The sequence below is a fragment of the Micromonospora sp. NPDC048842 genome (assembly GCF_040649935.1).
GTDB lineage: Bacteria > Actinomycetota > Actinomycetes > Mycobacteriales > Micromonosporaceae > Micromonospora > Micromonospora hortensis.
This window is the reverse complement of sequence record NZ_JBEZGK010000020.1, coordinates 89,558-102,203: the sequence shown is the minus strand read 5'-3', so window position 1 is coordinate 102,203 and position 12,646 is coordinate 89,558. Positions and strand designations below refer to the sequence as shown.

Below are 12,646 nucleotides of genomic sequence, written 5' to 3'. Positions count from 1 at the left end.
GCCGCTGACCGACGGTCACGGCGGTAACCTTTGCGGGTGCGCGAATGCCCGCCGTTGAGCGCGACCCCGTCCCGCCGTGCCCTTCGCGGCGTCCTCAGTGGAACGCTGGCGGTCCTGCTCGGCGCCGGCCTGGTGGCACCCTCCCCCGCGACCGCCGCGCCGCCCCTCTGCGGTCCCACCGGCACCGACAGCCTGACCCAGATGCCGTGGGCGCTGCGCCGGCTGGAGCCGTCCTCGGCCTGGCCGCTGTCCCGGGGCGCCGGGATCACGGTTGCCGTGATCGACTCCGGAGTCTCCGCCGCCCACCCGCTCCTCAAGGGGCAGGTGCTCGAGGGTCGCGACTTCAACGGCCTGCCGGCCCGGCAGGGCCAGTGCGACGAGGCCGGGCACGGCACGCTGATCGCCGGCATCATCGCGGGCCGGGAGGGCACTGTCGTCCCCTTCAGCGGCATCGCCCCGGCCGCCCGCATCCTGCCGATCCGGGTTCTGCCGCAGCTCGGCGCGGTCAACAACCCGCAACTCCCCGCGCAGATCGCCGCGGCCATCGACTGGGCGGTCGCGCAGGGCGCCGACGTGATCAACCTGTCCCTGACCACGATCCCCCGCCCCGAACTGACGGAGGCCGTCGAGCGCGCGCTGGCCAAGGGGGTGGTGCTGGTCGCCGCCGCGGGCAACCGGTCGGAAGATTCGCAGAACCTGCCGGGTTACCCGGCCGCGTACCCCGGCGTGATCGCGGTGGGCGGTGTGGACGAGCAGGGCGGCCACGTCGGCACCTCGATCAGCGGCGACTACGTCGACATCGCCGCACCCGGGATGAACATCGTCGGGCCGGCGCCCGGAAACAGCGGCTACCGCACCGTGCCGGAGGGCGGCACCAGCTACGCCGCCGCGTACGTGTCGGGAGTGGCCGCGCTGGTCCGGGCCGCCTACCCGAGTCTCGACCCGCAGCAGGTCGCGGATCGGGTGAAACGTACCGCGGACAACCCACCCGAGGGTCAGAACGCCGACATCGGGTACGGGATGGTCAACCCGTACCGGGCAGTGTCGAGCCTGCTCGGCACCAGGGCGAACCCGCCGGCCGGCGCGCTCCCGGCGCCCGCCGTGCGGGACGACCCGCTGAGCTGGCAGCGCCCCGCCGCGATCTGGGCGGCGGTCATCGGCGGGCTACTCGCCGTGTTGCTGCTGGTAGCGCGACCGATCATGGCCCTCGGCCGCCGACGCGACTGGCGCCCCGGCCGACGCACCGACGCGCCAACCGCCGACTGAGCGGCACACCGCAGCCCAGCGCCGACGCCCAACACAAAGCGGCTCCGGGCCGGGCGAACCGGACCGGAGCCGCTCGTGCGAATGCCTCAGCTCCACACCTTGGAGTTGCTCATCTCCGTGGTGAGGTAGTTTTCGCGGGCGATGCCCACGGCACCGCCGATCTCGTTCAGGATCCGGTTGATGTCCCGGACCGCCGCGTCCCACTTCGCCTGGTGCTGCTCGTAGGCAACCCGGTCCTCGCCGTCCCAGTGCAGCTTGGTCAGCATCGACCGCAGCGTGTCAAGCTTTTCCTCGAGGGTCTTCGAGATGGCCTGCATCTGCTGGTTGCTGCTCTCGAGGACCGCATAGTCAACTTTGATCGTCACGATTTCCTCCTCTGCCGGCTACGGATCACGGGTTGAGAGCAGAGTGGAACTTGTCCAGCATCTGCTGCTGCTCTTCGTCGTTGACCTGGTGCGTCGTACCCGACTTGTCGAGCAGGTCAGCGATGCTGTCCATCGCCGTCAGCAGTTTGACGGTGTCCTCGTTCCAGCGCGTCATCAGCGACTGGAAGCCCGTGGACGCCTGACCCTTCCACGCGATGGCCAGGTCATCGACGACGTTCCACAGCTTCTTCAGCTCGCCGTCGACCTCGCTGCGCGTGGACCGCACGTCACTCGCGGCGGTATGCAGAGTCGCAGCTTCGACCTCGAACGCCATGCTTCACACCCTTCCGTCTGTTGTGGTGGCGGCTTCGCCGCACCCCTCCCCCGCGGCAAGGCAGCAACACCCCACCGACGGACACTCCTGTGAAGACCGTAGCGGAACGTGTCCAGCCCTCGCAGCCCTGACCGGTGACGTTCGATGGATGGTGGTGAATCGGACCGGAACGGCTCACCACCCCCTACCGAACGACCGACAGCGCTCAGGTCGGCTCGGACCAGGCGGTCTGAATCAGCTGCTGGCCATCACGACGGCGAACCAGGGTGCCCCGGCCGGGCGGCTGCGGGCTCGGCCGCAACGTGCCGAAGACCGCGCCCTCCTCCCGGTTTCCGGACATCAGCAGGCCCGGCGAGTCCAACTCGCGCAGCCGTTGCAGCACCGGCTCGTACAGCGCCCTGGAGACACCACCGACCCGGCGCGTGACGATCAGGTGCAGACCGATGTCGCGGGCCTGTGGCAACAGCTCGTGGAGGGCGCTCAGCGGGTTGCTACCGCCAGAGGCCACCAGGTCGTAGTCGTCCACCAGGATGTACAGGTCCGGACCCTTCCACCAGCTCCGATCACGGAGCTGGGCGGTCGTCACGTCCGGGCCGGGCAGTCGGTTGGACAGCGCACTGCGGATCGACCCGAGCCCCTGGGCGAACGCCTGGTTCGACGGGGCGTAGTCGAGCAGGTGGTCACCCTCCACCGCCCCCAGCAGGCCACGCCGGTAGTCGGCGATCACCAGCCGGGCCTGCGCCGGCGTGTACCGCTCGGTGATCCCCCTGGCGATCAGGCGCAGCAGATTGGTCTTGCCGCACTCCGCGTCACCGAAGACCGTCAGGTGCGGCTCGTTGGCCAGGTCCAGGTAGACCGGCGCGAGTGCCGACTCGTTGACACCGACCGGGAGGCCGGGTGCCGACCGGTCGATGATCCGGGCCAGCTCCGCCACCGGCAGCCGGCGCGGCAGCAACCGCACCTTCGGCGCCGGACGACCCGGCCAGTTCGCCGCCACGTGCCCGGCCAGGGACAGCGAGGCCTCGCTCAGATCGTCGATGTCGCGACGACCGTCGATCCGCGAGATGGCGGTGAGGAAGTGCAGCTTGTCCCGGGTCAGGCCGCGACCGGGCGACTTCTCCGGCACATTGTTCGCCGCCCGACGGTCGATCTCGGACTCGGACGCGTCGCCGAGGCGCAGCTCCAACTTGGTGCCGAGCAGATCCCGCATGTTGATCCGGATCTCCGCCCACCGTACGGCGGTCAGCACCACGTGCACACCGAAGCCGAGGCCCCGGTTGGCCAACGTGGTGATTGTCTGCTCCAGCTCCTCGTACTCCTGGCGCAGTGTGTTCCACCCGTCCACCACCAGGAACACGTCGCCGAACGGGTCGTCCGCGAACTCACCGGCGGCACGACGACGGCGGTAACTCGCCACCGAGTCGATGCCGTGCTGGGCGAAACGAGCCTCCCGCTCGTCCAGGACGGCGACCACCTCGGCCACCGTCCGGCGGACCGCCTCGACGTCGCGCCGACCCGCCACCCCGGCCAGGTGCGGCAACCGCTCCATGCTGCGCAGCGCACCCCCGCCGAAGTCCAGACAGAAGAACTGCACCTCCCGCGGCGTGTGCGTGAGCGCCAGCGAGGCGAGCAGCGTACGCAGCATCGTGCTCTTGCCACTCATCGACCGACCGACGATGACCACGTTGCCGCCGGCCCCGGCCAGCTCCACCATCATCGGGTCCCGGCGCTGCTCGTAGGGGCGGTCAACCACGCCGACCGGCACTGTCAGTCGCCCGCGCCCGGGCCAGGAGGCGGTGCACAGCCCGTAGGTCGGGTCGACCGCCAGCGGGCCGAGCAGCTCACCCAGGCCCGGCGGGTCGGCCAGCGGCGGCAGCCACACCTGGTGGGCCGGGCGGCCCCGGCCCTTGAGCTGGTCGATCAGCACGTCGAGCATCGCCACGGCCTTGCCGTCGGCCGGCTGCTCCGGCTCCGGAGCGGTGGCAACCGGCACCTGCGGGACCTGCACCGGAACGAAATCGAGACCGTACGGCACGATCCGGCGCTGCACCAGCGCCTGCGAGGCGGAGGCCTGCTGCCCCGGCGCCCGGTACGCCCCCGACACGTACGCGGCCCGGAACCGCAGCATGGTGCTGGTGTCCGTCTTCAGGTAGCCGTGGCCCGGCGCGTTCGGCAGCTCGTACGCGTCCGGTACGCCGAGCACGATCCGGCTCTCCACGGCGGAGAACGTCCGCAGACCGATCCGGTACGACAGGTGCGTGTCGAGGCCCCGCAGCTTGCCCTCCTCGAGGCGCTGGCTGGCCAGCAGCAGGTGCACGCCGAGGGACCGACCCAACCGGCCGATCATCACGAACAGGTCGATGAAGTCCGGTTTGGCGGCGAGCAGCTCGCTGAACTCGTCACAGATGATCAGCAGGCTGGGCATCGGCGCCAGCGGCTCACCGGCCGAGCGCGCCTTCTCGTACTCGAAGCGGGAGACGTAGTTGCCGGCCGCCCGCAGCAGCTCCTGCCGGCGCACCATCTCGCCGGCGAGCGCGTCGCGCATCCGGTCGACAAGTGGCAGCTCGTCCGCCAGGTTGGTGATCACCGCGCTGGTGTGCGGCAGCGCCTCCAGCGAGGCGAAGGTCGCGCCGCCCTTGAAGTCGACCAGGACGAAGTTCAGTTCCTCCGACGAGTGGGTCACCGCCAACGCGGCCACCACCGTACGCAGCAGCTCGCTCTTGCCGGAGCCGGTCGCACCGATCACCAGACCGTGCGGGCCCATGCCCTCGTGCGCCGACTCCTTGAAGTCGAGCTCGACCACGTTGCCGTCCGGGCCGACGCCGAGCGGGATGCGCAGCCGGTCGCGGTGCCCACGCGGGCGCCAGGTGTTCTGCACGTCCACCGCCGCGGCGTCACCGACGCCGAGCAGATCCGGCAGCTCCGTGCTGCGGGCCAGCGGCTCGTCGCCGCCGGTCTGCTGCTGGGAGAGCCGGAAGGGGGCGATCTGTCGGGCCAGCCCCTCGGCGGCCTCGGCGCTGAGCCGGTCGGGCCGGCCCAGCGTCGACGACGAACTGCCCCGGACCAGGTCGAGTGAGCCTCCGTCGTTCACGTCGAGGCAGAGCAGCCAGCGGCCGGCGTCGCGCGGCACAGTCCCGGAGAGGTCGATCACTGTGGCGCCGAGCAGCCCCGGGCCAACCAGCTGACAGGTCGGCGAGATCTCCCCGCCGTCGATCACCACGACCAGGTGCGGGGCGGTGGTCAGAGGCTTGGCCTCCGGCGCGAACCGAGGCCGCCCGGCCAGCTCGGCGACGAGCGAGGCCTCGGCCTCGGCCAGGCTGGCGAAGACCAGCCGGCGCGCGCCGGCCGCGTCCGTACGACCGCTGTGGTGGGCGTGTGGCAGCCACTTCACCCAGCCCCAGGACGACTGCCGGTCGGGTGCGGCGACCACCGCGATCACCAAATCGTCAGGTGCGTGGAAGGTGGCCAGCTGCCCCAGCGCCGCCCGGGTCAGGTCGAGCACCGGCTCACGGTCGCCGCGCAGCACCACCCGGCTGAACGCGCGCACCGACAGCGCCGTCGGCAGGTCCGGCACCGTGGAGTGTGCCCGGACGAACCGGCGAAGCGCGATGGCGCTCATCGGCTCCAGGTCCTCCACCGGCTTCGTCTCCGGTGGGACGATCTCCACGGCAAGGCGCTGCGGGCCGAGGGCGATCCGGGTCTCGCCGAAGTCGTCCTCGGTGATCCGCCGCTCCCAGAGTCGCCGGGACGCGGCGATCGACCAGAGCGCGTCGGGCTCCGGGTGCCGCCAGGCCATCGCGGCCCGCTGCTGCTCGGCGGCACGCCGGGTGCGCTTGCGCATCTGCGCCAGGTAGCGCATGTAGTCGCGGCGATCGGCGTTCAGCTCCGCCTTGTCCTTGCCACCGCTGTTGGCCAGCGAGCCGATCGCCATGCCGAGCATCGAGACACCGAACAGACCACCGGCGACGTAGGTCATCATGCCGCCGCCCTTGCCGGCGTAGAGGAACGCCATGGCGCCGACCCCACAGAACATCGGCAGGATCATGAGCAGCTGCCCCATCCCGCGGGGCGTCGGCTCGGGCAGCTCGGGAGGCGATTCCAGCAGCACCTCGCCGCGCGGTAAGGCCGGCCCCGGCTGACGCGTGAGCCGGCGGAACACCACAGTGCTCACGGCTGTCTCCTCCCCAGAAGCGGCCCTGATGACGTGCCGCCCGCGGAACACCGCCCGCGGGTGGGCATCGTACGTGCCGTCATCGTAGGTAATCTGCCGTGTGCGCGGTGGACCCGGACCGCAGCATTCCAGTCAGCCGATCACAGACGCACACCTGGAGGCCACTGTGGCGACGAAGACGGCGACCGGTGGTCTCAGCCGGATCACCATCGTGGCTCCGCGTACCCGGATGGATCTGGCGCTGCCGTCGGACGTGCCGTTGGCCGACCTGCTCCCCACCCTGCTGCGCTATGCCGGTGAGGACATGGCCGACGAGGGTGCGCGGCACGGCGGATGGGCACTGTCCCGATTGGGCGGCGCGCCCCTCGACGGTGGTCGTACCGCGGCGCAGCTCAGCGTCCGCGACGGTGAGGTGCTCTACTTCAACCCCCGGTCCGACGCGGCGCCGGAGATCGTCTTCGACGACGTGGTGGACGCGGTCGCCACCGCTACCAACCAGCGCCCCGGCGCGTGGCAGGTAGGCGCGACCCGCTCCTTCGCTGTGGTCTTCGCGGCGGCGGCGTTCGGCGCCGGCGCGCTGGCAGCCCTCTTCGCAGGTCCGCCGCACCTGCCCGGCGCGCTGGCCGCGCTGCTGGTCGCGGTGGCGCTGCTGGTGGGCGCGGCGGTGCTGTCCAGGGCCGCCGGTGACAGCGGCATCGGCGCGGTGCTGGCCCTGGTCGGTCTGGTGCACGCGGCCACCGGCGGCCTGCTACTGCTCGCCGGCGATCGATCGTTGACCGACCTGGCCAGTCCGCATGTCCTTCTCGCGGCGACCGCCGCGGTGGTGGCCGGCGCGGTGGCAGTGCTGGCTGTCGGCGACCGGTACCCCCTCTTCTTCGCGGCGATCGGTGTCGCGGCAGCGACCGGCCTGGGCGCTGTGCTCTGCCTGGCCCTCGGCCTGGACGCGGCGGCCTCCGCCGCGGTGGTCGCGGCTGTCGCGTTCGGCGTGGTGCCGGCGCTGCCGATGATGGCCTACCGGCTGGCCCGACTGCCGGTGCCGTCGATTCCGACCGGCCCGGAGGACCTGAAGACCGACAGCGAGTCGGTGGACGGCCGGCAGGTGCTCCAGCAGAGTGAGCGCGCCGACCAGTTCCTCACCGGTCTGCTGTGGACGGTCTCGCTGCTGGTGCTGGGCGCACAACTCGTACTGGCCCTGGACGGCCGCCTGCCCGCGGTGCTGCTGTGCCTGGTGCTGGCCCTGCTGGCGCTGCTGCGGGCCCGCCCCCTCCTGGGCCGGGCCCAGCGCACCCCGGTGCTGCTGGCCGGCACCGTGGGTCTGGGCCTGGCCGCCGCGACCACCTTCGCCGGTGGGTCGCTGCCGGTCCGGCTCGGCCTGATCCTGGGCGGTCTGGTGCTCGCTGCGGTGATCAGCCTGATCTACGGTCTGACCGTCGCCGGCAAGCGCATCTCGCCGGTCTGGGGCCGCCTGCTCGACATCGCCGAGATCCTGCTCATCATCTCGCTGGTGCCGCTCGCCTTCTGGGTCTGCGGCCTCTACGGCTGGATCGTCAACCTCCGACCCTGACCGTGCGCCGCCGGCCCGGTCAGCGCGACCGCGGACCGGTGGCGACGCCCATCGCCGATGCGACCGGAGCGGTCGCGTAGACGCCCGGAGCATGCTGACCGTCCATCGGCCGGGTGGACGCGCCCACCCGGTCGGCGACCTCACGAACCACCTTGACCAGGGCCTCGACGTGGTTGTCCATCGCCGCGACCCGCAGCAGCGGTGCCGCCACCCGACCGTCCGACGAGACGGTCACGGCCACCGTGTGCGACGGCGCCGAGGTCGCGGTGATCGCGTCCACCAGCGGACCGAGCGGCGCGTCGAAGCGGCCCCGCAGCGCCATGCAGCGGTGCGTCCAGCCGCCGCCCCGCAACCCACGCCAACTCTCCGCCGGCGCCTCGGGCACCAGGTCCAGACCGGCGGCCGAGACGATGGCCGCGCGTAGCTCCTCCCGGCCCAGCGGGCGATGGGCCAGCCCCGCCGAGGTCAGCGCCTTGCCGAGCCGGCCGATCCCGGCCGCCACCGTCCGATGGACGCCGGTCAACCCGCCGCCCCGGCTCACCGCCTCGACCCGGGCGTCCCGGACGGTGAGCCGCACCGCCACCCACACGGTCCGGTGGGCAGCCGGCGGCGCACCGGGTGCCGGGTACCAGACCAACGTGTGCGCGACGACCTGGGCCCGGGAGACCGGGGCGCTGAAATCCGCGAGCACCCGCAGCGCGCGGTCCACAGCGGCGGCGTCGACGGAGCCGACCGCCGCACCGGTCGCGGACTGCAGGGCGACCGCGGCGAACCAGCCCTGGTCGTCACGCCCGATGCCGAGCCGGGTGCCTCGGTCGGTCAGCTCGATGACGCTCAGCTCAGGAGCGAGCGCAGCCAACCTCGGGTCGGTCGCCGTACCGCTGGCCAGCGCAGCCGACGCCCGCTCGCCGCGTCGCCGCAACCGCCGGCGCAGCAGCAGGTCCTCGAACCACCAGCGACCACCCCGACGGGCGAAGGCCGCCAGGGCGACCAGCAGCGCCGCGGCGCCCGCCGCGGCGAGCACCCAGCTGGGCCCGGCCGTGGCGGCCCAGACGCCGACCACGCACAACTCCAGTACGACGAGCTGCCCGACCAGCACGGGGCCCACCCGCCCACGGCCGGGCCGCTCGGCCGGGGGCGCCGGCCGGGTCGGAACGTCGACAGGGTCCGTGACCGCTCGGACGGGTGGCGCCTGAACCTGCGTCATCGCTGACTGTCCCTCCTGGACGGTACGACTCTGCGCCGGGTCTCCTCCGGTGCCGGCCACGAGCGGCGGTCCCAAGGAACCACCGTCGGCCCCTTATCGTAGGGAAGTCCGCGACGGCACCCCGACCCTGATCGTCGCGGATCCACCCCGCCGGAGGTAAGTCATGCGGACCCGCCGCGATCAGGTGCAGGCGTACCGCTTCGTCACCCGCCGCATCGTCTCCGCCTTGCTGTCGGGCGATCCGGAGACCACCAACCTGCCGATGCGACGTCTCGGCATGGCCGTCTTCGGCAGTGTCCTCACCGCCGCCATCGTGCTCGGCGGGGTGGGTGCCTACGGCCAGTTGACAGGTGGCGCGGCGCCGCTGGACGACCAGACCCTGGTCATCGAACGGGAGACCGGCGCGACGTACGTGTTCATCGAGGGCAAGCTGCACCCGACGCTCAACTACACCTCGGCGCGCCTCATCGTGAACGACGCGAGTGCCCAGGTGCGGACGATGTCCCAGGCGTCGCTGCGGGACCGGCCCCGCGGCGTCACCGTCGGCATCGTCGGGGCACCGGACGCTCTGCCGGACCGCAAGTCGCTGACCGGGCTGCCGTGGTCGGTCTGCGACGTACCCGACCCGGTCGACAGGCAGCGGTCCAGCACCCGGCTGGTGATCGATCGCGCGCTGCCCGGCGGCACGCCGCTGGGTGACCGGGCGGTGCTGGTCTCGGTGAACGACCAGCGGTACCTGGTCACCAACAACACCCGACTCCAACTGCTCGATCCGTCCCGCACGATCACGGCGCTGCGGATGGCCGGCACCGAGCGACTCCAGGTCGGGCAGCAACTGCTCAACGCCGTGCCGGCCGGGCCACCGCTACGCCGGCCGTCGCTGCCCGGTGAGGGCGAGCCCAGCAGTCGCACGGTGGCCGGGCAGACGCACGACGTCGGTTCGGTGTTCAAGGCCGCCGGGCGGCACTACGTGCTGACCCGGGACGCTCTCGTCTCGATCAGTGAGATCACCGCTCTGCTGCTCGTCAGCAACGGCGGTCGGATCACCGACATCACACCGAACCAGGCCAGCGAGGCGTTCGAGGAGCGGCGGATCGAGGAGGAGGGTGTGCCCCCGACGATGCCCGCCCTCTACCCGGCCCAGCCCGGTCAGACCACGCTGTGCGCGACGTACCGCAAGGGCATCGCGGGCGGTCCGCCGACCACCACACTGGAGGTCTTCGACCGGGTGCCGACCGAGTTGACCGACAGCGATCCGGGCCTGGTGCCCGTGCGCCAGACCAGGCGCGACGCCGTACGCACCGCCGAGGCGGTGCTGCTGCCCGGCGGCAAGGGTGTCATCGCGCAGGCCTCACCCGGTGCCGGGACCAGCGGGTCCGGCGCCGCCGGGTCGACGATCTACCTGATCAGCCCGCAGGGCATCCGGTATCCGCTCGGCTCGGCGGCGACGCTGGACGTGCTCGGCTACGGCGGGATCACCCCGCTGGCGGTGCCCGGCTCGCTGCTCGCACTGATCCCGACCGGGCCGACTCTGGACCGCGAGGACGCGTTCGCCGTCTTCACTGCCGACGGGCCGGCGCCGTCCGCACCACCGTCGGCCGCGCCGAGGTCGGGCTCACCATCCGCGGTGCCGCCCTCGGGCACGCCGTCCGCGGCGCCACCGTCGGGGTCGACACCGTCGGGGTCGGCCAGTGGCACCCCGTCGAGCGGCGGAACCGGCGGGGGGTCAACGGGATCGACCGGCGCCGACGGCTGAGCGGCTTCGACGGGTCGCCCGGAGTCGCACTGGTGGACTAACCTGGATGTCGCTGACGGTTGTCAACCAGAACGACGGGGATGTTGCCATGGCCGGGCGTACGGAAGTCGACCTGTTGTCCCTTGAGGACTTCCACGAGCACCTGGCGTCGCGGTTGAGCCAGGCCGAGTCGGTGCTGCGCAAGCTCAACACCGAGATGCAGTGCCGTCCTCCGGCGCTGGGCTCGTTCTTCGACGCCACCGACAAGGCGCGTCGCTACAGCGAGGTCCACCAGTCCTATGTCGAGCAGGCCGAACGAATCCGGCAGGCGGTGCTGGCGGCGCAGCAGGCGACCAGCACGATCCTGAGCAACTACCGCACCGCCGAGGCCCGTAACGCGGCCAACGCCGACGACGTCACCGCCGCGCTGACCCCTGTCGACCGCGTGTTGCAGCCGAAGGAGGACGGGCGTGTCTGAATACACCCAGCGCTACCAGGGCAACAGCCACCAGCAGCTGTACGACGGCCTGATGGCGGGCAAGCCGGAGCAGATCGAGGGCGTGGCCACCCAGTGGGCCGAGCTCAAGGGCATCCTCGACGGCCTCGGCCGGGAGCTGAGCGGCGACCTCGACAAGCTCAGCAACACGTGGACGGGTTCGGCGGGTCGGGAGTTCCACCGGCGACTCAGCTTCATCGTCGCCCACACCGACGCGTTGGGTGAAGGGATGGCCGGCATCAAGCAGGGGTTGACCATGATGGCCGACCATCTGCGCGTCGCCCACAAGCAGGCCGAGAGCCCTGAGGAGACCGACGACAACGACAAGGCGATCGGTGGTGCGATCAAGGGTGGCGCCGCCTTCGGTCTGACCGGTCTGATCGTCGGCGGCATCGCGGGTCACCAGCAGGACAAGGCCGAGCAGGAGAAGGCCCACCAGCGGATGGTGAACCTGGTGGCCGGCCTGGCCAACAGTTACGAACTCTCCGCCTACGACCGGGTGGTCGAGCCGCCCCCGCCGGACCCGGACACTCCGACCACCGCCCGCAAGGATCCGACGACGCCACAGAGTGTCTCGGCCATCGCCAGGGTCTCCGGCGGTCCCAACACCGGCGCGGACACCGCGCGCACCGGCGACGCGACCATCTCGTCGCCCGACCGCGTTACCCAACTGCCGGGCGACGGTTCGACCACGGGCGAGGTCGGCTCGGGCACCGGTGGCAGCCCGGCTGTCGGCGCCACGCCGATCGGCGCTGGCGGCGACCTTGCTGACCGCGGCACCTCCCTCGCCGGAGCCGACCCACTCGTCGGCGGCGCGCTGCTCGGTGGTGGTGCCGCCGGGCTGGTCGGGCTGTCCGGGCCGGCCGGCGCGCCCACTGCGGCGAGCACCGGTCCCGGCCTGCTCTACGGAGCACAGGGCGGTTCACCGGCCGGCGGGGTGTTGCGCAGCGGCGCGCTCGCGGGCTCGGGCAACGCGCCCCCCACCTCGACTCGACCGACCGGCGGTGGTGCGGCCGCGACGGAGACCCGCGCCGCCAACGGGGTCGGGCGCAGCATCGACGGCCAGCGCGGTGGGAGCGGCGGACGCCCGGCCATGGCCGGCGGCAACGCCCGACCGGGGTCCGGCAGCGGCCGACCCGGTGTTCTCGGCGGGCAGGGTCGAGCGCAGGACGACGACTCCGACGAGCGGCTGACCTGGTTGACCGAGGACGAGATGGTGTGGCAGGGCGACGACAAGGCCGCGCCTCCGGTGCTCGGCACCGGCGACTGATTACGGCCTGCCGCCGGCACGCACGCACCACCGGCGGTGCCGCCCCGACGATGCACGGTGCCCCCGATCGGACCCGATCCGGTCGGGGGCACTGCCGTTCCCGGTCCCGACCGACGGCGTCCACAGTGCGCATGGTGGTGGTGGTCACGCCTGCGCCGTCCATCGCCGTGCTGCGGTAGGCCAGGACGGGCGATAGGTTGGTCGGGTGTCGTCCGCAGCGTCTGTCCGCCCAGCCAGG

The 12,646-nt window shown here is 72.1% G+C and carries 9 protein-coding genes; 5 read left to right on the top strand and 4 right to left on the bottom strand.

Annotated features, from left to right (window positions below; genetic code table 11):
• Positions 1 to 36 precede the first annotated feature (36 nt).
• Complete coding sequence (mycP, locus tag AB0C19_RS24915; RefSeq protein WP_357189147.1) at positions 37 to 1,266, top strand: type VII secretion-associated serine protease mycosin; 1,230 nt, start codon at positions 37 to 39, stop codon at positions 1,264 to 1,266.
• Positions 1,267 to 1,352: 86 nt separating this feature from the next.
• Here the strand turns inward: mycP and AB0C19_RS24910 are convergent, their stop codons facing one another.
• From AB0C19_RS24910 to eccCa, 3 genes are all read right to left on the bottom strand, one after another.
• Positions 1,353 to 1,631 (bottom strand): WXG100 family type VII secretion target, encoded by a 279-nt coding sequence (locus AB0C19_RS24910; RefSeq protein ID WP_030329555.1) that lies wholly within the window; start codon positions 1,629 to 1,631, stop codon positions 1,353 to 1,355.
• A 25-nt stretch (positions 1,632 to 1,656) separates the two neighbouring features.
• Complete coding sequence (locus AB0C19_RS24905) at positions 1,657 to 1,965, bottom strand: WXG100 family type VII secretion target (RefSeq protein WP_030329557.1); 309 nt, start codon at positions 1,963 to 1,965, stop codon at positions 1,657 to 1,659.
• A 205-nt stretch (positions 1,966 to 2,170) separates the two neighbouring features.
• The gene (eccCa, locus tag AB0C19_RS24900) at positions 2,171 to 6,136 is read right to left on the bottom strand and encodes a type VII secretion protein EccCa (RefSeq protein WP_357189144.1); all 3,966 of its coding nucleotides are present in this window, start codon (positions 6,134 to 6,136) and stop codon (positions 2,171 to 2,173) included.
• A 166-nt stretch (positions 6,137 to 6,302) separates the two neighbouring features.
• On the opposite strand from eccCa, the gene eccD reads away from it, so the two are divergent.
• The gene (eccD, locus tag AB0C19_RS24895; RefSeq protein WP_357189142.1) at positions 6,303 to 7,700 is read left to right on the top strand and encodes a type VII secretion integral membrane protein EccD; all 1,398 of its coding nucleotides are present in this window, start codon (positions 6,303 to 6,305) and stop codon (positions 7,698 to 7,700) included.
• Positions 7,701 to 7,719: 19 nt separating this feature from the next.
• On the opposite strand, the gene AB0C19_RS24890 is transcribed toward eccD, so the two are convergent.
• Positions 7,720 to 8,907, bottom strand: coding sequence for a type VII secretion protein EccE (locus AB0C19_RS24890; RefSeq protein WP_357189140.1), 1,188 nt, complete (start codon positions 8,905 to 8,907; stop codon positions 7,720 to 7,722).
• Between the two features lie 163 nt (positions 8,908 to 9,070).
• On the opposite strand from AB0C19_RS24890, the gene eccB reads away from it, so the two are divergent.
• From eccB to AB0C19_RS24875, 3 genes are read left to right on the top strand one after another with little or no spacing between them, the layout of a single operon-like run.
• Positions 9,071 to 10,663 carry a type VII secretion protein EccB gene (gene eccB, locus AB0C19_RS24885; protein ID WP_357189138.1) on the top strand — a complete coding sequence of 531 codons (1,593 nt, stop codon included), beginning with the start codon at positions 9,071 to 9,073 and terminating at the stop codon, positions 10,661 to 10,663.
• A 46-nt stretch (positions 10,664 to 10,709) separates the two neighbouring features.
• A complete protein-coding gene (locus AB0C19_RS24880; RefSeq protein ID WP_357189136.1) occupies positions 10,710 to 11,120 on the top strand; it encodes a hypothetical protein in 411 nt (136 codons plus the stop codon).
• A complete protein-coding gene (locus AB0C19_RS24875; protein ID WP_357189133.1) occupies positions 11,113 to 12,408 on the top strand; it encodes a hypothetical protein in 1,296 nt (431 codons plus the stop codon). Before AB0C19_RS24880 ends, AB0C19_RS24875 begins: the two co-directional genes overlap by 8 nt.
• Positions 12,409 to 12,646 lie beyond the last annotated feature (238 nt).

Bases quoted from the DNA above. Each gene is read 5' to 3' on its own strand.
- AB0C19_RS24890 (WP_357189140.1), bottom strand. From the start codon at position 8,907: ATGACGCAGGTTCAGGCGCCACCCGTCCGAGCGGTCACGGACCCTGTC.
- eccB (WP_357189138.1), top strand. From the start codon at position 9,071: ATGCGGACCCGCCGCGATCAGGTGCAGGCGTACCGCTTCGTCACCCGC.
- AB0C19_RS24880 (WP_357189136.1), top strand. From the start codon at position 10,710: ATGTCGCTGACGGTTGTCAACCAGAACGACGGGGATGTTGCCATGGCC.
- AB0C19_RS24905 (WP_030329557.1), bottom strand. From the start codon at position 1,965: ATGGCGTTCGAGGTCGAAGCTGCGACTCTGCATACCGCCGCGAGTGAC.